Annotated in this window: 18 protein-coding genes; 6 read left to right on the forward strand and 12 right to left on the reverse strand. The window is 64.8% G+C overall.

From position 1 onward, the window contains the following. From mrdA to F3J17_RS22430, 4 genes are all read right to left on the reverse strand, one after another. On the reverse strand, positions 1-2,069 hold a 2,069-nt coding region (mrdA, locus tag F3J17_RS22415), incomplete at its 3' end, for a penicillin-binding protein 2 (RefSeq protein ID WP_167063905.1). Positions 2,070-2,173: 104 nt separating this feature from the next. After that, a complete protein-coding gene (gene mreD, locus F3J17_RS22420) occupies positions 2,174-2,686 on the reverse strand; it encodes a rod shape-determining protein MreD (RefSeq protein ID WP_167063908.1) in 513 nt (170 codons plus the stop codon). Then, on the reverse strand, positions 2,686-3,738 hold the full coding sequence (gene mreC, locus F3J17_RS22425) for a rod shape-determining protein MreC (protein ID WP_167063911.1): 1,053 nt from the start codon (positions 3,736-3,738) through the stop codon (positions 2,686-2,688). Before mreC ends, mreD begins: the two co-directional genes overlap by 1 nt. Before the next feature lie 231 nt (positions 3,739-3,969). Beyond that, complete coding sequence (locus F3J17_RS22430) at positions 3,970-5,013, reverse strand: rod shape-determining protein (RefSeq protein ID WP_004189550.1); 1,044 nt, start codon at positions 5,011-5,013, stop codon at positions 3,970-3,972. Positions 5,014-5,394: 381 nt separating this feature from the next. On the opposite strand from F3J17_RS22430, the gene gatC reads away from it, so the two are divergent. From gatC to F3J17_RS22455, 5 genes are all read left to right on the forward strand, one after another. Then, positions 5,395-5,694 (forward strand): Asp-tRNA(Asn)/Glu-tRNA(Gln) amidotransferase subunit GatC, encoded by a 300-nt coding sequence (gene gatC / locus F3J17_RS22435; protein ID WP_167063914.1) that lies wholly within the window; start codon positions 5,395-5,397, stop codon positions 5,692-5,694. A gap of 170 nt (positions 5,695-5,864) precedes the next feature. After that, on the forward strand, positions 5,865-7,355 hold the full coding sequence (gatA, locus tag F3J17_RS22440) for an Asp-tRNA(Asn)/Glu-tRNA(Gln) amidotransferase subunit GatA (RefSeq protein ID WP_167063917.1): 1,491 nt from the start codon (positions 5,865-5,867) through the stop codon (positions 7,353-7,355). A 3-nt stretch (positions 7,356-7,358) separates the two neighbouring features. Beyond that, entirely contained in the window at positions 7,359-8,834 is a 1,476-nt protein-coding gene (gene gatB / locus F3J17_RS22445; RefSeq protein WP_167063920.1) for an Asp-tRNA(Asn)/Glu-tRNA(Gln) amidotransferase subunit GatB, read from the forward strand. A gap of 108 nt (positions 8,835-8,942) precedes the next feature. Continuing rightward, the gene (locus F3J17_RS22450; protein WP_167063922.1) at positions 8,943-9,788 is read left to right on the forward strand and encodes a polyphosphate kinase 2 family protein; all 846 of its coding nucleotides are present in this window, start codon (positions 8,943-8,945) and stop codon (positions 9,786-9,788) included. Between the two features lie 49 nt (positions 9,789-9,837). After that, the gene (locus tag F3J17_RS22455) at positions 9,838-10,620 is read left to right on the forward strand and encodes an exodeoxyribonuclease III (protein ID WP_167063924.1); all 783 of its coding nucleotides are present in this window, start codon (positions 9,838-9,840) and stop codon (positions 10,618-10,620) included. 24 nt (positions 10,621-10,644) lie between these two features. Here the strand turns inward: F3J17_RS22455 and F3J17_RS22460 are convergent, their stop codons facing one another. The 7 genes from F3J17_RS22460 to argB form a co-directional block, all read right to left on the reverse strand. Beyond that, positions 10,645-11,853, reverse strand: a complete 1,209-nt coding sequence (locus tag F3J17_RS22460; protein ID WP_345891232.1) for a M48 family metallopeptidase — start codon at positions 11,851-11,853, stop codon at positions 10,645-10,647. Then, positions 11,850-13,286: an AmpG family muropeptide MFS transporter gene (locus F3J17_RS22465; RefSeq protein WP_167063927.1), complete on the reverse strand. Its 1,437-nt coding sequence runs from the start codon at positions 13,284-13,286 to the stop codon at positions 11,850-11,852. The genes F3J17_RS22460 and F3J17_RS22465 overlap by 4 nt, the downstream gene beginning before the upstream one ends. A gap of 69 nt (positions 13,287-13,355) precedes the next feature. Beyond that, positions 13,356-13,964: a methionine biosynthesis protein MetW gene (metW, locus tag F3J17_RS22470; protein WP_167063930.1), complete on the reverse strand. Its 609-nt coding sequence runs from the start codon at positions 13,962-13,964 to the stop codon at positions 13,356-13,358. After that, complete coding sequence (locus F3J17_RS22475) at positions 13,961-15,106, reverse strand: homoserine O-acetyltransferase (protein WP_167063933.1); 1,146 nt, start codon at positions 15,104-15,106, stop codon at positions 13,961-13,963. The genes metW and F3J17_RS22475 overlap by 4 nt, the downstream gene beginning before the upstream one ends. A 265-nt stretch (positions 15,107-15,371) precedes the next feature. Further along, positions 15,372-16,052, reverse strand: coding sequence for a nucleoid occlusion factor SlmA (gene slmA, locus F3J17_RS22480; RefSeq protein ID WP_167063936.1), 681 nt, complete (start codon positions 16,050-16,052; stop codon positions 15,372-15,374). Between the two features lie 198 nt (positions 16,053-16,250). Next, the gene (locus F3J17_RS22485; protein ID WP_167063938.1) at positions 16,251-17,021 is read right to left on the reverse strand and encodes a pyrimidine 5'-nucleotidase; all 771 of its coding nucleotides are present in this window, start codon (positions 17,019-17,021) and stop codon (positions 16,251-16,253) included. Between the two features lie 172 nt (positions 17,022-17,193). Next, positions 17,194-18,093 carry an acetylglutamate kinase gene (gene argB / locus F3J17_RS22490; protein ID WP_027815859.1) on the reverse strand — a complete coding sequence of 300 codons (900 nt, stop codon included), beginning with the start codon at positions 18,091-18,093 and terminating at the stop codon, positions 17,194-17,196. A 312-nt stretch (positions 18,094-18,405) separates the two neighbouring features. On the opposite strand from argB, the gene F3J17_RS22495 reads away from it, so the two are divergent. Next, positions 18,406-18,633: a cysteine-rich CWC family protein gene (locus F3J17_RS22495; RefSeq protein ID WP_167064326.1), complete on the forward strand. Its 228-nt coding sequence runs from the start codon at positions 18,406-18,408 to the stop codon at positions 18,631-18,633. Positions 18,634-18,666: 33 nt separating this feature from the next. On the opposite strand, the gene F3J17_RS22500 is transcribed toward F3J17_RS22495, so the two are convergent. Further along, the gene (locus F3J17_RS22500; protein ID WP_240161115.1) at positions 18,667-20,301 is read right to left on the reverse strand and encodes a hypothetical protein; all 1,635 of its coding nucleotides are present in this window, start codon (positions 20,299-20,301) and stop codon (positions 18,667-18,669) included. Between the last annotated feature and the right edge of the window lie 75 nt (positions 20,302-20,376).

The following is a 20,376-nucleotide window of genomic DNA, read 5'->3' on the forward strand; positions in this document are numbered from 1 at the left end:
CCAGCCGCGATCTTGACCAGCGGCACGACCGGCGCTGCTGCGCCCGACGCCGCGGAGGCCGGCGACGCCGCCGAAGCACCCGACGCCCCCAGCGGCGGCTGACCGATGACCGGCGCGGACGCATCCTGCGTCGCCGACGCCGCAGCCGCCACGGCGGCCTGCTCGGCGCCCGGCTTCAGACGATCGACGAGCCAGTAGTCGAGCACGCGGCGCGCAATCGGGCCGGCGGACTGCGCACCCCAACCGCCGTTTTCGACGATCAGCGCGAGCGCGATCTGCGGCTTGTCGACCGGCGCGAATGCGGTGAACAGCGCGTGGTCGCGCAGATGCTCGGCGACCGCGTGCGCCTGGTACTTCGCGCCTTGCAGCGAGTACACCTGTGCCGTACCGGTCTTGCCCGCCGAGGTGTATTGCGCGGTCTGGAACAGCTTGTATGCCGTGCCCGACGGGTTCATCGTCACGTTTTCCATGCCGCGCTTCACCACGTCGATATCGGACTGCTTGACGTCGAGGCGGCCGCTTTCGCTCGGCACGGTCAGATGCTCTTCCTTCGTGATCGGATTCTCGATTTCCTTCACGAGGTGAGGCTTCATGAGCACGCCGTTGTCTGCGAGCGTGGCCGTGGCGTGTGCGAGCTGCAGGATGGTGAACGAGTTATAGCCCTGGCCGATGCCCAGACTGATCGTTTCGCCTTCGTACCACTTCTGCTGCTCGGGCTTCTTGTACGCCTTCTTCTTCCATTCGGTCGAGGGCAGGATGCCGCGCGCCTCGCCCGCGATGTCGATGCCGGTCAACTGGCCGAAGCCCAGCGGCTTCATGAAACCGGCGATGGCGTCCACGCCCAGGTCGTGCGCGAGCATGAAGAAGTAGGTGTCGTTCGACACCATGATCGCGCGGTTCATGTCGACCCAGCCCTGGCCCGAACGCACGTCGTTGTTGAAGCGGTGGCCACCGAACATGTAGTAGCCGGGGTCCGAGAAACCCCAGCCCGGCGTGCGCTTGTGCAGCGTGAGCGCGGCCAGCGCCATGAACGGCTTGTAGGTCGAGCCCGGCGGATACGTGCCGTGCAGCGGGCGGTTGAGCAGCGGGTGATCGGGCGAGTTGTTGAGCTCGTCCCAGGTCTGCTGGTCGATGCCGTCGACGAATGAATTCGGGTCGAAGCTCGGCGCGGAGACGAAGGCGAGAATGTCGCCCGTCGACGGCTCGATGGCCACCAGTGCGCCGCGCTTGCCCGCGAACGCCTGTTCCGCGACCTGCTGCAGACCGATATCGATCGACAGCACGAGGTTGTTGCCGGGCGTGGCCTGGGTGCGCGAGAGCGTGCGCACCGGGCGGCCGCCCGCCGTGACTTCAACTTCCTCGAAGCCCGTCAGGCCGTGCAGCTCGGTTTCGTAGCTCTGCTCGACGCCGATCTTGCCGATGTAGTCGGTGCCGTTGTAGTTGTTGGCGTCCAGACGCGGATCGTAGTGTTCCGGATCGCTGTCGTTCTTGTCCGAGAGATCGTCGATGCGCTCCTGGTCGCGCTGCGAAATCCGGCCGATATAGCCGATCACGTGCGCCGCCGTGGCCCCAAGCGGGTACTGGCGGAACAGGCGCGCGCGCACTTCCACGCCGGGGAAGCGGAAGCGCTGCGCCGTGAAGCGGGCGACTTCGTCGTCGGTCAGGCGGGTGCGGATCGGCAGGCTCTCGAAGTTCTTCGAATCTTCGAGCAGTTTCTTGAAGCGGCGGCGGTCGCGCGCATCGATCGGGATCACGGTCGAGAGCTGGTCGATCGTGTTATCGAGCGTGTCGGTGAGCTTCGAGGGCGTGATTTCCAGCGTGTACGCGGAGTAGTTCTTCGCCAGCACGACGCCGTTGCGGTCGGTGATGATGCCGCGGTTCGGCACGATGGGCGCGACGGAAATGCGGTTTTCGTCGGCTTGCAGTGAATACTTGCTGTGGTTCCAGACCTGCAGGTAGAGGAAGCGGAACGCGATCAGCCCGAAGCAGACGAACACGAACAGTCCCGCCGCGGCAACGCGCAGGCGGTATTTCGTGAGCTGCTGCTGGGTGTCCTTGAATTCGGTCATGCGCTCACACGCCAGAGCCCGCGCCTCGCGCGTGCGCTGCGGCGGGCCGGTAGGAAGAGGTGGTCATCGGTTGCGACTTTCAACGGTGAGCGGCGCGAGGCCGCTCAGATGGGCCGCGTATCGTCGGGATCGACGGGGCGGCGCTGCGGCAGCAGCAGCACCAGGCTGGTGAGCGGCCACAGCACGGCTTCGACGAAGCCGCTGATCAGATAACCCCAACCGGGGAAGGATGCGCCCATCACGAGGCGGATCACGAAGGGCACGACCTGCGCGCCCACCAGCATCGGCGTGACGGCAAACATCTGCACGCCCAGCGACATCCACAGCACGCGGCGGTGAATGGTGATGGCGCCGAAGGAGAGCAGGGTATAGGCGAGCGCGTGCTCGCCAAGCAGATTTGCGTTATGCACGTCCATCAGCAGGCCGAGGCAGAAAGCGATGCCCATGCCCACCTTGCGCGGCTGATGGATGTTCCAGAACAGCAGCACCACGGCGACAAAGTCAGGCACGCCGGGCAGCTTGCCCCAGGGCAGCAGGTTCAGCAGGAACGCCGCCGCGAGACTGAAGGCGATGAAGTACGGGTTGACCGGCTGGAGGATGTATTGCGGACGCGCCATCAATGGCCCCCTTGTGCTGCGGGCGCTTTCGCCGGTGCATTCGCCGGTGCTTTGGCGGGCGCGGCTGGCTGCGACGCGCTGGCGGCCGGCGCGGCGGCCTTCGATTTGTCGTCGGCTTTTTTGTCAGCGCCCTTGGCGGCCTTTTTCCTTGCGTCCTTGGCTTCGGCAGCGGCGGCCGCTGCGGCGGCGTCGGCGGCTTCGACCGGATTCGGCGGCACCTGGCGCACGAAGTGCAGCACCAGCACCTGACGCGCGCCGCGCACGGCGGCCAGCGGCGCGCACACCACGCGCGCGAAGGCGGTATCGGCCTGTTTGTCGACGCGGATCACCTTCGCGACCGGCAAGCCTTGCGGATAAACGCCGTCCAGGCCGCTCGTCACGAGTTCGTCGCCGTTTTGCAGGTCGGCGCTGATCGGCACGAAACGCAGATCGAGCAGATCGCCCTTGGCGGTGCCGTAGATCACGCTGCGTAGACCCGTGCGCACGACTTCGACCGGCACGGCCTGGTCCTTGTCGGTCACGAGCGTCACTTCGGACTGCATCGGAAATACGCGCGTGACCTGACCGATCACGCCGTCTTCGCTGAGCACGGGCGCGCCATTCTGCACGCCTTGCTGCGAACCGCCGCCGATCACGACCTTTTGCGTGAACGGGTCGCGCGTGTCGTACTGGATTTCGGCAGGCGTCGTGGGCGCGCCGATGCGCTGCGACAGTTGCAGCAGCGCGCGCAGATGGATGTTCTCGGCGGCCAGTGATGCGGCCTGGTTGGCCTGCTGCGAAAGCTGGAGGTTGCGCGCGTGAAGCGTCGCGTTGTCCTGGCGCAGCGAGGCGCTGGTGACGGCCAGATCGGCGGCGCCCATGAAGAGGTCGCGCGGCACGAGCGCTGCGCGTTGCAGCGGATAGAGGCCGGCGCCGAGCACGCCGCGCACGACTTCCAGTGTCTTGAAGCGCGCGTCGGAGATCAGCAGCGCGATCGACAGCACGACGAAGAAGAGCAGCCGTGCGAGTGCCGAGGGGCCTTGCTTGAACAGAGGCGGCGGACTGTATTCCATGGTCTGCGCCGGGGGCGTATGCGGTTCGGTGAAACTAACGGTGAAACGTGAGGCGCATCAGCGGTGCGGCCCGCGGCGGTTTGGAGAAACCGCCGGGACACCCCGCTGTGCGGCGGCGCATAGGCCGCCTCTCACGTTCGTTGCGCGTCGATGGTAGCGGATTTGCCGGTGACCTTGCGCCGTCGATTGCATCAGCATCGACTGGCGCCGCCCGCACCCGCCGCCAGGCGCTTACTCGTACGAGAAGATGCTGCCCAGCTTGTCCATGCGCTCGAGCGCCATGCCCGAACCGCGCACGACGCAGGTGAGCGGATCTTCGGCGACCAGCACCGGCAGACCGGTTTCTTCAGCCAGCAGACGGTCCAGATCGCGCAGCAGCGCGCCGCCGCCCGTGAGCATCATGCCGCGTTCGGCAATGTCGGCGCCCAGTTCCGGCGGCGTTTGTTCCAGCGCGATCTTCACCGACGAAACGATCTGGTTCAGCGGATCGGTCAGCGCTTCGAGGATTTCGTTGCTCGAAATCGTGAAGCTGCGCGGAATGCCTTCCGACAGGTTGCGGCCCTTGACTTCCATTTCCTTGACTTCGGAACCCGGGAAGGCCGAACCGATTTCCTTCTTGATGGCTTCGGCGGTTTGCTCGCCGATCAGCATGCCGTAATTGCGGCGGATGTAGTTGACGATGGCTTCGTCGAACTTGTCGCCGCCCACGCGCACCGAGCCCTTGTACACGATGCCGCCGAGCGAGATCACGCCCACTTCGGTCGTGCCGCCGCCGATGTCGACCACCATCGAGCCGGTGGCTTCCGAAACCGGCAGGCCCGCGCCGATAGCGGCTGCCATGGGTTCTTCGATCAGGTAGACCTGCGAAGCGCCTGCGCCGTGTGCGGCTTCCTTGATCGCGCGGCGCTCGACCTGGGTCGAACCGCAGGGCACGCAGATGATGATGCGCGGCGACGGCGAGAACATGCGCGATTCGTGTGCAGTCTTGATGAACTGCTTGATCATCTGTTCCGTGACGGTGAAGTCGGCGATCACGCCGTCCTTCATCGGGCGGATGGCTTCGATGTTGCCCGGCACCTTGCCAAGCATCTGCTTGGCTTCCTTGCCGACTGCCTGGATCGTTTTCTTGCCGTTCGGGCCGCCTTCCTGGCGGATGGACACGACCGACGGCTCGTCAAGGACGATGCCCTTGCCGCGCATGTAGATCAGCGTGTTGGCGGTACCGAGGTCGATCGCGAGATCGTTGGAGAAGTAGCTACGCAGAAAACCGAACATTCAAAAATCCTGTCTCGCTTGTGGCCGACCTACGAGACGAGCGGGTCACGGGCGGCAGCGGAAAAAATAACAGCCTCAGGACGGGCGGAAAGCGCCGCCGCGAGGAGCCTGAAACTGCGGGAATGGTTACCGGAGGCGGCCCCGCTGCGCGCCAACTGAGCGCAAATTGCTGCGTTCAGGGGTGAAAGGCAGACGCAAGGCGGTCCGGGTTTGAGTCGAACGCGTAATGATACCTTATAATTTTGCCTGTTTTGCAGGATCCGAAAGCCAGTTTTTGACCTCGTCGAAGCTTTCTTCCACCCTCGGATCCGGCGCGATAAATCGCTGTTGCAGCACCGTTTTTTGCGCGCCGCTCCAGCCTCAATTTTTTCCGGTGACCGCATGGCCCTGACCCTGACCGATGTGAAGCGTATCGCGCACCTTGCGCGCCTCGAACTGGCCGACGCCGAGGCCGGCAATACGCTCGAGCGCCTGAATAATTTCTTCGGGCTCGTCGAGCAGATGCAGGCCGTGGACACCACGGGCATTGCGCCGCTTGCGCATCCGATCGAACAGATCGAAGACGTCGCGCTGCGACTGCGCGAGGACGCGGTAACCGAAACCGTGGATCGCGACGCCTACCAGCGCCCCGCGCCCGCGGTACAGGACGGACTTTACCTTGTCCCGCGTGTGATTGAGTAAACAAACGCTCATTTTGGCGGCGTTTTCGAAGAAGTTCGAGTCATCTGAGCTTAACTTCTGAAAACGTTGCCACCCCCGAATTGGCGGGGCGCAGCCCGCGCGTGCGCGAGGCGCTCCCGGGCGGTGCGATCGTTGTGGTCGCCCCGTTACGATCTTCCAGGAATCACGCAATGCATGACAAAAGTTTGACCGAACTGCGCGCCGCACTGGCCGCGAAGGCGTGCTCCGCAGTCGAACTGGCCCAGCATTTCCTCGGCCGGATTGAGGCACATCAAGACTTGAACGCCTTTGTCGACGTCAATCCCGAATTGACGCTCGCCCAGGCGAAGGCCGCCGACGCGCTGCTGCACTCGGGCCACGGCGGCCCGCTGGCGGGCATCCCGCTCGCGCACAAGGATGTGTTCGTCACGCGCGGCTGGCGCTCGACGGCAGGCTCGAAGATGCTTGCAAACTATGAGAGCCCGTTCGACGCCACGGTGGTCGAGCGCCTCGCGCGCGCCGGCATGGTGACGCTCGGCAAGACCAATATGGACGAATTCGCGATGGGCTCGTCCAACGAGAACTCGCACTTCGGCGCGGTGAAGAACCCGTGGGACACCCAGGCGGTGCCGGGCGGTTCGTCGGGCGGTTCGGCCGCCGCCGTGGCTGCGCGCCTCGCGCCCGCCGCGACGGGTACGGATACGGGCGGCTCGATCCGTCAGCCGGCGTCGTTCTCGGGCATCACGGGCATCAAGCCCACGTATGGCCGGGTGTCGCGCTACGGCATGATCGCGTTCGCCTCGTCGCTCGACCAGGGCGGCCCGATGGCCCAAAGCGCCGAAGACTGCGCGCTGCTGCTCAACGCCATGGCCGGTTTCGACGAGCGCGACTCCACCAGCCTCACGCGCGAGCACGAAGACTACACGCGCCACCTCGGCCAGCACTGGACGCCGGACGCCACCGCCGACAAGCCGCTCAAGGGCCTGCGCATCGGCCTGCCGAAGGAATACTTCGGCGCGGGTCTGGCCGACGACGTGCGCGCGAGCATCGACGCCGCGCTCAAGACGTACGAATCGCTGGGCGCGACGCTCGTGGAAGTCACGCTGCCCAAGACCGAACTGTCGATCCCCGTCTATTACGTGATCGCGCCGGCGGAAGCCTCGTCGAACCTCTCGCGTTTCGACGGCGTGCGCTTCGGCCATCGCGCGGCGCAGTACGGCGATCTGCTCGACATGTACAAGAAGTCGCGCGCGGAAGGCTTTGGCCCCGAAGTGAAGCGCCGTATTCTGGTGGGCACCTACGTGCTTTCGCACGGCTACTACGACGCGTACTACCTGCAGGCGCAGAAGATCCGACGCATCATCGCGCAGGACTTCCAGGAAGCGTTCAAGCAGTGCGACGTCATCATGGGTCCGGTCGCGCCGAGCGTGGCGTGGGACATCGGCGCGAAGGGCGACGATCCCCTGCAGATGTACCTCGCAGATATTTACACGCTGTCGACCAGCCTCGCGGGCCTGCCCGGCATGAGCGTGCCGTGCGGCTTCGGCGCGGGTGCGAACGCGCAACGTCCGGTCGGTCTGCAGATCGTCGGCAACTATTTCAACGAGGCCCGCATGCTGCAGGTCGCCGACGCTTTCCAGCGCGCGACCGACTGGCATCGCAAGGCGCCGGCAGGGGTGTAAAGCATGAGCACGCAATGGGAAGTCGTTATCGGTCTTGAGACGCACGCGCAGCTGTCGACGGTCTCCAAGATCTTCTCCGGCGCATCGACGCAGTTCGGCGCCGCCCCCAACACGCAGGCCTGCCCCGTCGATCTCGCATTGCCGGGCGTGCTGCCGGTGATGAACCGCGGTGCGGTCGAACGCGCGATCCAGTTCGGTCTGGCGATCGGATCGACCATCGCGCCGCGCAGCATTTTCGCGCGCAAGAACTACTTCTACCCGGATCTGCCGAAGGGCTATCAGATCAGCCAGTACGAGATTCCGGTGGTGCAGGGCGGCCAGATCACGATTCAGGTGCCGGCCAACGAGAAGACCGGCAAGGAAGCCTACGAAAAGACCGTCAACCTGACGCGCGCGCACCTGGAAGAAGATGCGGGCAAGTCGCTGCACGAAGACTTCGCGGGCATGACGGGCATCGACCTGAACCGCGCGGGCACGCCGCTGCTCGAAATCGTCACGGAACCTGAAATGCGCAGCGCGGCGGAAGCTGTGGCCTACGCGAAGTCGCTGCATACGCTTGTCGTGTGGCTTGGCATCTGCGACGGCAACATGCAGGAAGGCTCGTTCCGCTGCGACGCGAACGTCTCGGTGCGTCCGGTCGGCCAGAAGGAATTCGGCACGCGCGCGGAAATCAAGAACCTGAACTCGTTCCGCTTCCTCGAAGAAGCCATCCAGTACGAAGTGCGCCGTCAGATCGAACTGATCGAAGACGGCGGCACGGTGGTGCAGGAAACGCGCCTCTACGATCCGGACAAGCGCGAAACGCGTTCGATGCGCAGCAAGGAAGACGCGCACGATTACCGCTATTTCCCCGATCCCGACCTCATGCCGCTCGTGATCGACGCGGCGTGGGTCGAGCGCGTGAAGGGCGAAATGCCCGAGCTGCCCGCTACGATGCAGACGCGTTTCGTCGAGCAATACGGCGTGACGCCGTACGACGCGAACGTGCTGACGTCGAGCAAGGCGATGGCTGCGTACTTCGAAGCCGTGGTCGCCAAGGCTGGCGCTGCGCAGGCCAAGGCCGCCGCGAACTGGCTGATGGGTGAAGTCTCGTCGCAGCTGAACCGCGAAGGTCTGGATATCGGCGCGTCGCCGGTTTCGGCTGCGCAGTTCGCGCTGCTGCTCGCGCGTATCGCCGACGGCACGATCTCGAACAAGATCGCCAAGGAAATCTTCCAGGCGATGTGGGACGAGAAGGCGACGGACGAAGGCGCGGTCGATCGCATCATCGACGCCAAGGGTCTCAAGCAGATTTCGGACACCGGCGCGCTCGAAGCGATCATCGACGAGGTGCTGGCCGCGAACCCGAAGTCGGTCGAGGAATTCCGCGCGGGCAAGGAAAAGGCCTTCAACGCGCTGATCGGCCAGGCCATGAAGGCCACCAAGGGCAAGGCAAACCCGCAGCAGGTCAACGAACTGCTGAAAAAGAAGCTGGGCTGATAGTCTGTCAGACTGTGGGTCGGCAAGCTGGCGAGGCGGCGTCGCGCAAGGATGTGCGGCGCCGCCTCGCCGCTTGAAGAGGCGGATTTACTCAGGAGAACTGTAGCGATGGCGAAGTCCCAGAATTCCCCGAACCTTGACGATTTCCGCGTGCCGTTTTACGGCGACAAAAAGGGCGATCCGTTCACCCCCGAGGCCATCGACCCATCGGCCAAGCCCTTTTCCACCGGCAGCAAGGACAGCGACCGCGAGCGGCTGGCCGCGATTGGCGACAAGCTTGACGTGCTGCAGGAGCGCCTGCACGCGCAGCGTCATCAGCGCGTGCTGCTGGTGCTGCAGGGCATGGACACGAGCGGCAAGGACGGCACCATTCGCGGTGTGTTCCACGAAGTCGATCCGCTCGGCCTGCGCATCGTGCCGTTTCGCGCGCCCACGCCCATCGAGGCGTCGCACGATTTCCTCTGGCGCGTGCATATGCACGTGCCGGCCGCCGGCGAACTGGCGATCTTCAACCGCAGTCACTACGAAGACGTGCTGGTGCCGCGCGTGATGGACCAGATCGACGCCGCCGAATGCGAGCGCCGCTACGCGCAGATCCGCGACTTCGAACGCATGCTGGTGGAAAACGGCACGACCATCATCAAGTGCTGGCTGCACATTTCGAAGGACGAGCAGCGCCGCCGCATCCAGGCGCGCATCGACGATCCTTCGAAACACTGGAAATTCGATCTCTCCGATCTCGAAGCGCGCAAGCACTGGGACGCCTATCAGGCGGCGTATCGCGACGCGCTCGCGGCTACCTCCACCGAACACGCGCCCTGGTACGTAATTCCCGCCGATTCGAAGACGCATCGCAACGTCATGGTGGCCGAACTGCTGCTGCGCCTGATGGAAGGTCTGAAGCTCGAATTTCCGCCCGCCAAGCCCGAACTCGAGGGCATGAAGATCGAGTAAAACGCCGATCTTCCCGCTCTCAACGAACACTCAAAAAAGGACTGAAAAAATGCTGCGTGTGATCACCGCGAACCTGAATGGCATCCGCTCCGCGGCGAAGAAGGGCTTCTTCGAATGGTTCGGCGAACAGAACGCCGACGTGCTCTGCGTGCAGGAAATCAAGTGCTCGCAGGACGACATGACGCCGGAATTCCTCGCGCCGCACGACTTCAAGGGCTACTTCCAGCATGCCGTGAAGAAGGGCTATAGCGGTGCGGGCGTGTACGCGCGCCGCGAGCCTGACGAAGTCATCATCGGCTTTGGCAGCGAGGAGTTCGACGCCGAAGGCCGCTATGTGGAACTGCGCTTTGGCGATCTGTCGGTGATCTCGGTGTATGTGCCCTCGGGTTCGAGCGGCGACGAGCGCCAGCAGGCCAAATACCGCTTCATGGACGTGTTCATGCCGCATCTGGCCGAACTCAAGCAGAAGCGCGAAGTGATCGTGTGCGGCGACGTGAACATCGTCCACAAGGAAATCGACATCAAGAACTGGAAGGGCAACCAGAAGAACTCCGGCTGCCTGCCCGAAGAGCGCGCGTGGCTCACGCAGCTGTTCGACGAAGTGGGTTACGTCGATGTGTTCCGCACGCTTGATCAACGTCCCGAGCAGTACACGTGGTGGAGCAATCGCGGCCAGGCGTACGCGAAGAACGTGGGGTGGCGTATCGACTACCAGATCGCCACGCCCGGCGTCGCCGCGACGGCGAAGCGCACGGACGTGTTCCGCGACATCAAGTTCAGCGACCATGCGCCGCTGACGGTCGATTACGACTGGAAGGTCAAGAAGAAGTAAGTGTGAGGACCGCGCCCTGAACGTTCAGGGCGCCGCCACCAGCTTGCGCCGTTGCACCGCGGCGATGCCCTGGTAATCGGGCAACTCGTTGAGCGGCTTGCCAATGGCCTTGGCGTAGAGCGGCATCATGTCCGCGAGACGCTTGGCGATATCCGCGCGCCGCGCCGGCGTGTACGGATGCACATAGATAAAGCCCTGATCGCGGTCCGACTTCGTGGCCACCGCGAGCTTGTCCCACAGCGTGAGCGCCGCACGCGGATCGAAACCCGCACGCGCGGCGATGTCGCTGCCGATCACGTCGGCTTCGGTTTCATCGGCGCGGCCATAGTGCATTTCCACCAGACGCGAGCCGATCCCGAGCGGAAACACGCCCAGATCGGCCAGACCGAATAGCTGCGGCACCACGCCCGATTCGATCTGCGCGGCCTGTTGCTCGCCCAGACGTTCGCGCACATGCTCGCGCACCGCATGCGCGATCTCATGGCCGAGCAGCATGCCGAGTTCGTTGTCGTTGAGCTTCACGCGGTCGAGCAGGCCGCCATACACCACGATCTTGCCGCCTGGCAGACAGTACATGCGGATATCGGGCGAGCGGATCACCGCCACTTCCCACTTCCAGTTCTTGACGCGATCGCTCCACTTGAGTGCATACGGCGCGAGCCGGTCGACGAACTGGCGCACGCGCACCACGTGCGGATCGTTATCCGGATAGAGCAGCTTCGAGTGCGCCGCGCCGCGCACGATCTCGTTGTATTCGGCGGCGGCCTGGGCTTCGAGCGCGGGCGACGGAATCAGATTACGAAACACGCCGATATTGCCGAAGCGCACCACGCGGCCCGTATTCGGGCCGCCGTTCTGCATGGCGGATGGCGCGTTGGTGTTAGCCGCGGCGGGGTTCGCATTGAGCGTCGCGCCGTTGCCGACGGGCGGCAGACTCGATGCGTTCGCGGAAGCCGCGCCCGCCGTTTCCGCCGCGCTGGACAGTGCGGCCGGCGTGGCGGGCATCGCGAGCGTGGGCGTCGAAGCGGAACTGGCTGCATTGGTTGAATTGGCAGCGGGGTTTTCCGTCGCTTGCGCGACACCTGCGCCCAGCGTCAGCGCGAGCAGGCACAGCGCGCTGCGCAGGCCCGGGCGCGCGAGATCGCGTTGTGGCCCCGTTGCCTGTGCGTTTATCCCTCCCGGACGGCGGCGCGTCGACAGGGAAACACAGGCGGCATGCTGAGGCGGGGTCACTTCCGGATTCTCCACGGGGCGATTCGAATGAGCAGGAGCATACCCGGCAAAGCGAGCAGCGTGCAGGCAATGAAGTAATCGAACCAGCCGATTTTCGCGACCACGTAACCGCTGGCGGCGGACGCCAGCGTGCGCGGCACCGAGGCCAGGCTGGTGAAGAGCGCGAACTGGGTGGCCGTGTAGCGCGGGTCGGTCGTGCTGGCAATATAGGCCGTGAAAGCGGCCAGCGTGAGGCCGGTCGCGAAGGTCTCGAAGCCGTAGACGATTGCCAGCGCCACCGCGCGCGGATCGAGTGTGAGCTGGGCGCTGGCGCCAAAGACGCTCGCGATCTGCGAGGCGCCGTGGCTCACCGTCACGACGGCGTCGTAGATGAGCGCAAGCGTCGGCGAATCGGGGCCGAGCTGCGCCAGCCACGCGAAACCGAGCGTCGACACCATTTGCAGCAGGCCGAAAATCCAAAGCCCGCGCCCGATGCCGATCTTCACCAGCGCAATGCCGCCCAGAATGCCGCCCGCGAGGCTCGCGCCAAACGCGGTCATCTTGGCGATCACGCCAATTTCAGTGCGCGAATAGCCGATATCGAGGAAGAACGACGTCGACAGCGTGGTCGCCATCGTATCGCCGAGCTTGTAGAGAAAAATGAAGGCCAGCACGAACAGCGCGGCGGCGAGACCGTCACGATTCACGAATTCGGCGAACGGCTGCACGATGGCTTCGCGCAGATTTTTGGGCGGCGCGCCGTGGACCTCAGGCTCGCTCACCACCAGCGACATCAGCATGCCGGGAATCATGAACGCCGCCGTGACGACGAACACCGTGCTCCAGGGCAGATGATCGGACAGAATCAGCGCGAGCGAACCCGGCACCAGCGCCGCGATCTTGTAAGCGTTCACGTGAACCGCGTTGCCCAGACCCTGTTCGGTGTCCTTGAGGAGTTCGCGGCGGTAAGCGTCGATCGAAATATCCTGGCTCGCGCCGAAGAAGGCCACCAGCGCCGTGAGCGCGGCCACGGTCCAGATCGACTCTTTGGGCGAGACGAAGCCGAGCGCCGCAATCGCGCCGGCCACCAGAATCTGCGTGACCAGCATCCAGCCGCGCCGGCGGCCCGGCTTCCAGCCCGGCAGGCGCGGCACGTAGCGGTCCATCAGCGGCGCCCAGACGAATTTCCACGTATAGGGAAACTGGATCAGCGCGAACAGGCCGATTTCCTTGAGATTGACGCCTTCGGAGCGCAGCCAGGCCTGCACCAGATAGACCAGCGTGAAGAGCGGCAGCCCCGACGTAAAGCCGAGGAACACGCAGATCAGCATGTGCGTGTTCAGGTACGCGCGCCAGCCGGGGTGCTCTTCGTGTGCATTGACGTCGTGCGTGTCGTGGACGTCGTGGACGCTCGGGGCGTCGCGGGCGGGGGCCTCTTGGGGCGGTATCGGCATGTCGTCGGGTAGCGGCGGCGCGGTGTAACTATATGGAGTGGTGCAAAACGCGCGTCGCCGGTCCCGGCGTCAGCGTTTCTTCACGCGATAGACCGCAAGACTACCACGCCAGTTCACACCCCATCGAACGGTCTGGCCCCCATGCAGCACGGCGCGGTCGAGAATTTCGATGCCGACTTCGGGCGCGAGCGCCTCGAAATCCTTCACCGTGAGCACACGCACGTTCGGCGTGTTGTGCCACTGGTAAGGCAGCGATTTCGACACCGGCATGCGGCCCTTGAGCACCGAAAGCCGATGTGGCCAGTAGCCGAAGTTCGGGAACGAGACGATGCATTCCTTGCCCACGCGCGCCGTCTCGCGCAGGATCGCGGCGGTCTGGTGGATGGTCTGAAGCGTCTGCGAGAGGATCGCGAAGTCGAAGCTGCCGTCTTCAAAGAGGCGCAGGCCGTCTTCCAGATTCTGCTGAATCACGTTGATGCCGCTTTTCACCGAGGCGAGCACGCCCGCGTCGTTAATCTCGATGCCGTAGCCCGAGCATTCGAGTTCTTCGGTGAGCAGGGAAAGCAGCGAGCCATCGCCGCAACCGAGGTCGAGCACCTTGGAGCGCGGCTCGATCCAGCGCGCGATGGTGCGGAAGTCGGGACGGGCGGAAAGACTGTCGAATGCGCTCTGGTTCATGCGCCCACCTCTGCGGCAATGCGTTCGTAATAGGCGCGCACCACGTTGTGATAGCGCGCGTCGTCGAGCAGGAAAGCGTCGTGGCCGTGCGGCGCGTCGATCTCGGCGTAAGTCACCTGACGCTTGTGATCGAGCAGCGCCTTCACCAGCTCGCGCGAGCGCGCGGGCGCGAAACGCCAGTCGGTCGCGAAGCTCGCCACCAGATACTTCGCCTTGGTGTGCGCGAGCGCGCGCGTGAGATCGCCGTCGAAATCCTTGGCGGGATCGAAGTAGTCGAGCGCGCGCGTAATCAGCAGATAGGTATTGGCGTCGAAGTAATCGGCGAACTTGTCGCCCTGATAGCGCAGATACGACTCCACCTCGAATTCCACGTCGAAGTTGAAGTTGTAGGCGTCTTCGGCGCCTTCCGCGCGGCGCAGCGCCCGGCCGAATTTTTCGGCCATGTCGTCGTCGGACAAATAGGTGATGTGACCGATCATGCGCGCCACGCGCAGCCCGCGTTTGGGCTTCACGTTGTGCGCGTAGTAGTCGCCGCCGTGGAAGTCCGGATCGGACAGGATCGACGAGCGCGCCACTTCGTTGAACGCAATGTTTTGCGCCGACAGTTTGGGCGTCGAAGCCACCACGATGCAATGGCCCAGACGATCGGGATAGCGCAGGCTCCACGCCAGCGCCTGCATGCCGCCGAGGCTGCCGCCCATCACCGCCGCGAATTTTTCGATGCCGAAGCGGTCGGCCACGCGCGCCTGCGCGTCCACCCAGTCTTCCACTGTCACGACCGGGAATTTCGCGCCCCACGGCTTGCCGGTGGCGGGATCGATGCTCATCGGGCCGGTCGAGCCGAAGCACGAACCCAGATTGTTCACGCCGATCACGAAGAAGCGGTTGGTGTCGAGCGGCTTGCCCGGACCGACCATGTTGTCCCACCAGCCGACGTCTTTGGGGTTGTCCGCGTAGACGCCCGCGACGTGGTGCGACGCGTTGAGCGCGTGACAGACGAGCACCGCGTTGCTGCGTGCGGCATTGAGCGTGCCGTAGGTCTCGACCACGAGGTCGTAACCGGCCAGCGCCGTGCCGTTCTGCAGTTGCAGAGGCTCGTCGAAATGCAGTGTTTGAGGAGCGACGATGCCGATCGATTCCATTCGTTCCGCCTGTGTTGATTCGGGCGGCTAAACGGTGTCGGCGAGCGCGGAGTGCGAAAGAGTTGGCGCAGCTGACGACCTCTTTAGCCGCATTTATATCGAACTCCGCAGGACCCATCCCACGAAGTTCACGCGCCCGCAATCGAGTCAGCAAATCGGCGCGTGGGTATTCCAAAAGGAACGCTGAGTATATCGGAAAAAGTGCAAAGCGGCCGCGTGGGCCGGTTTGGGGCGGTTTGGGCCCGCTTCGCGCCGTGTTCGCCGATCAGGCGAGGATCACGCGGATCTGCTCTTCGGCGTGCTCGGCGGGCGAGCGCGTGAAGCCGCTTTGCGCGTAGCGATGCCAGCAGCCGATCACATAGCGCACCACCAGATTGGCGCGCACGGCCGGATCGTAAGCGCCTGGCGGCGGCGCATCCGCGCCGCTCTCGCGGCCTTCGGCGAGACTCAGGCGCAGGCATTGGCGCAGCGACGCCTCGATGCGGTCGAGCATCTGGTTCACGCGCTCGGCGAGGCGTTCGTGTTCGCCCACCAGCGCTTCGCAGGTCAGCACGCGCGTCATGCCGGCGTTCTTCGCGGAAAACTGGATCAGCATGAGCGCGATCGCGCGCGCCTGGCGCAAGCCGCCCGGCTCCTTCGCGACGATCTGGTTGATGAGCGCGAACAGCGTCTGCTCGATGAAGTCGATCAAGCCTTCGTACATCTGCGCCTTGCTGGCGAAATGGCGATACAGCGCCGCCTCGGATACGCCGATCTTCGCCGCGAGCGCCGCAGTGGTGATCTTTTCGCCGCGCGGCGTTTCCAGCATCGAGGCGAGCGTCTGCAGGATGTGCACGCGGCGCTCGCCCGGCTTCGGGCGGCTGCGGCGCGGCGCGTCTTCAGGTGTCGCGGATGATTCTGCTGCTACGACTGCGTCACGCGTTTCCAACGAATGGCTCGGCTGCATGAATGTCGCCCCTGAGTGGCCCTGAGTGCGGCTCGCGGGCTGCGGGGTTATCCGCGCGCCGTGCCGCTGGGTCTTGCCGTTTATCGTCGCTCGGGATGCGTATGGCGCATCCGGCGAATGTCGTGTCGTGCTGTATCGTGCTGTGTGGTGCGCCCGTGGTCCGTCGGGCGCGGTGCGTCGTGAGCCTTGCGCCGCGGTTCAGGCGCGCGGCCGGCCCCGCAACGGCGTGTGCTGCAGGCCGCGTTGCAGCGATTTTAGCGAACGAATGCGGTGATCGACATAGTGCGGCCGGCTGCAGCGCGCCAGATGCGCGGGCAGGTGGCCGGTGATCCAGACCGTGCGGATGCCCAGACGCCGGTAGCGCTTCAGATGCCCGTGCGTATCTTCGACGAGAATCGCATCCGCGAGCGACGCGCGTGCCTCGCGCAGCACGGCGCGCAGCATGCCGTGGTCGGGCTTGGCGCGCCAGCGGCCGCGCGTCTGCATGTGCTCGATCGCCACCACGCGCTCGAACAGCTGCTCGATGCCCAGCTCCGCAAGCATGGCGCGCGCGTAAGCCTCAGGCGCGTTGGTCAGCACGATCTTGCGGCCCGGCAGCGCCGCGAGCGTGCGGGCAAGGCCGCGCTCGGCGTGAACCATATTGGGCAGATCGGGGAAGGTGTGGACGACCTTGAGAAAGTCGTGCGGATCGATCTGATGATGACGCGTGAGGCCCAGAAGCGCCGCGCCGTAGCGCTGCGTGTAACTGGTGCGCAGATGGTTGGCGACATCGCGGCTCACGCCGAGCGCGTCGATGATGTACTGCGTCATGCCCCGGTTGATCGCGGGGAAGATCGAGCGAGTGGCGCAGTGCAGCGTGTTGTCGAGATCGAACAGCCAGACCGGCGTGTGCCGGTGGGCTGCGCAGCCGCCATGCGAGCCGCGTGCGGCGTGCGGACGACGGCGAAGCGGACGGGCGGTGTTGGACATGCTGCTGGGCAAGCTGCGGTTCATCGTGCTGCGTTCATCGAAATGCGGTTATCGACTGCAAGCGCTGACGTCGCGCGTGGGCATGGGCCACGAATATGCGCCAGCCCGAAGCTGGCGACTGGCGGATAACGGCCGGCAGCAGCGCGAGGCCGCCGCCGGCGTGCTGCGCAGTTTAATGCGAGCGGATCATCGTGCCGAACGGCTGCTCGGTCAGGATTTCCAGCAGCACCGAGTGCTCGATGCGACCGTCGATGATGTGCACCGAACGCACGCCGCTCTTGGCCGCGTCCAGCGCCGACGAGATCTTCGGCAGCATGCCGCCCGAGATCGTGCCGTCTTCGAACAGGGCGTCGATTTCGCGCGCCGAAAGGTCCGTCAGCAGGTTGCCTTCCTTGTCCATCACGCCGGGGATGTTCGTCATCATGACGAGCTTTTCGGCGTTCAGCACGACCGCGAGCTTGCCCGCCACGAGGTCGGCGTTGATGTTGTACGACAGACCGTCTTCGCCGAAGCCGATCGGCGAGATCACCGGAATGAACGCGTCGTCCTGCAGCGCCTTCACGACCGCCGGGTTGATCGCCTCGACTTCACCCACCTGGCCGATGTCGATGTACTGACCCGGGTTGTCGCGGTCCGGCATCATCAGCTTGCGTGCGTGGATCAGGCCGCCGTCCTTGCCGGTCAGGCCGACCGCGTGGCCGCCAAAATGGTTGATCAGCGTGACGATGTCCTGCTGCACTTCGCCGCCGAGCACCCACTCGACGACTTCCATGGTTTCTTCGTCCGTGACGCGCATGCCCTGGATGAAGGTGCCCTGCTTGCCGATCTTCTTGAGCGCCGTGTCGATCTGCGGGCCGCCGCCGTGCACGATGACAGGGTTGATGCCCACGAGCTTGAGCAGGATCACGTCGCGCGCGAAGCCCTGCTTCAGGCGCTCTTCGGTCATGGCGTTGCCGCCGTATTTGATGACGACGGTCTTACCGTGGTACTGGCGAATGTACGGCAGTGCTTCGGCCAGGATTTCGGCTTTCAGGGTGGGCGCGATCTGCGAGAGGTCGATGGGCTCGGACATGGCGGCGGGCTGTGCTGGAAAACGGGGCGAAAAACGCCTGAAAGGGCGCGCTAGCAAAAGCGCGGACGAAACAGGGCGAATTGTACAGGACTGGCGCGCTGCAACAGGGTTTTCGCCAGGTGGGACGCCAGGCGATGCAACGATGCGACAGATCAGGCATTTGCACTGTCTTTGGCGGGCTTCTTCGGCGATTTTGCGTCGAAATTCATGAAATTTCTGCGACAGTCGCGTTTGCACGGGGCGTCGAGGCACGCCGTGCGCTGTGGCATCATTTCTCCATCGCCGACGCTGGTTTCCTGGGAGCGCGCCACCATGACCGCCTCCGCAACACCCGCCCATACCGTCCGACATGCGCGCTGCCCGCGCTGCGGCAACGCCTTCGACTGCGGGCGCAATACCGAGCCTTTCGACTGCTGGTGCAAGGCGCTGCCGGCCGTTCCCGCTAACCAGCTCGACCCGCGCGGGCGCTGCATGTGCCCCGAATGCCTGGCCGCCGCCGTGGCCGCGGGTGGCCAACCGAAGGGTGGGCCGGGCCACTGACCAGGCGCCCTGAGACACAACTGCAGACGCCGCTCAGGCCTGTTTCGCGCGATGCGCGGCGGCGAGCTTCGCCAGATCGGCGCTCATGGTGTCGAGCACCGGCTCCCATTGCCGGAACTGCGGCTGGCGATAGAGCGTGGTGTTCGGATACCACGGGCTGTCACGGCGATCCAGCAGCCAGACCCAGTGCGGGTTCACATCCAGCAACACCCACGTACGCTGACCGAGCGCGCCCGCCAGATGCGCCGCCGACGTACACACCGAAATCACCAGATCGAGCGCGTCGATAAAGGCGGCGGTGTCGTCGAAGCTCTGCCACTCCTCGCTGAAGTCGACCACGTCGAAGCCCGCTTTGCGCGCGGCTTCGATATCGGCGGTAGCGCCCGGTTGCAGCGAGTAGAACACCACGTTGTCGATACCGCCGAAATGCCGCGCGTAGCGCTCCAGCCCGACGCGCCGGAACGGATTGCGTTTGTGCGTGAGGCTGCCCGTCCAGGTCAGTCCCACCTTCAGGCGTGTTTCGCCCGCGAGGCGCGCGCGCCAGCGGTCGGCCGCCGACGGTTCGGAGGCCAGGTAGCGCGTGGGGCCGGGAATCGTGTTTTCGCGTGTGCCGAAGAACGCGGGCAGGCTGACGAGCGAAATCTCGTAGTCGAACGGCGGCAGCGCCTCGACCGGGCCGCCCGCCGTGTACAGGTCGTAGTGGCCATGCAGGCTGCGCGCGAGCAGCGCGCCCATCTGCGGGAACGAATTCCAGACGAGCCGGCCGCCTTCGCGGCGAACGCGTTCGGCAAGCATCGGGATATAGCGGCTGAACTGCAGCAGATCGCCCATGCCCTGTTCGCCCCACACCAGCAGCGTGCGGCCCGCGAGCGGCTCGCCATGCCATTCGGGCCTGGGAAACACGGGGCGGCCCGACGCGAGTTCGCTCGATCCTTGCCAGCGCAACTCGTGATCGGCCCAGCCATCGGCGAAGTTGCCGCGCAGCAGCCGGGTCATCGACAGGTTCACGCGTGTCGTGGCGTCGTTGGGGGCATACTGGCAGGCGGCGCGGGCCGCGCGCTCGGCTTCGTCCCAGAGCTGCGCTTCCTTGCAGGCCATCGAATAGTTGTTGAGGGCGAGCGGGCTTTGCGGCGCGAGCGCAAGGGCTCGGCGGCTTGCTTCCAGCGGACGTTCGACGTCGGCTTCGTCGGCGCGCAGGCGCGCGAGATTGATCCACGCGTTGGCGTCATCGGGTTTCGCCTCGACGCATTCACGGAGCAGAACCGCGACTTCATCGCCATTCGAATTGATCTGCATCAAGGCCGTCGCAAGATTGTTGCGCAGATTTGGAAACGTTCGATCGATGGCGAGTGCACGGCGGTAAGGTGCTACGGCGTCGGCGTGGCGGTTCGCGAATTGCAGTGCGAGGCCCGCCGCGAACCAGGCTGCGGTACGTTGCGGTTCGAGTTGCGCGATGGCGGCGCAAAGCCGGATGGCTTCCTTCGCGAACGCGGGTTGCTGGGCGCGCGCGGCGGTCAACATGAGTGCGTCGTCGCTGATTGCGCGCAGTGCGGTTCGCGTGGCGTCCAGCAGGGTGTCTGCCGATGACATATCGCCGCAGGCGGCATCGACAAAATCGAGAAAGAGATCTCGCGCCTTCTGCACGGGATCGAGCGTAACGGAAGTCATCTGCTGCCTGCCTTATCAGAATGAGTCGTCGCGTTTGTAGGCGACGGATGTCAGATATTGGAACAGAGCATTTCA

It is taken from the genome of Burkholderia sp. Ax-1719, assembly GCF_011753055.1.
GTDB lineage: Bacteria > Pseudomonadota > Gammaproteobacteria > Burkholderiales > Burkholderiaceae > Paraburkholderia.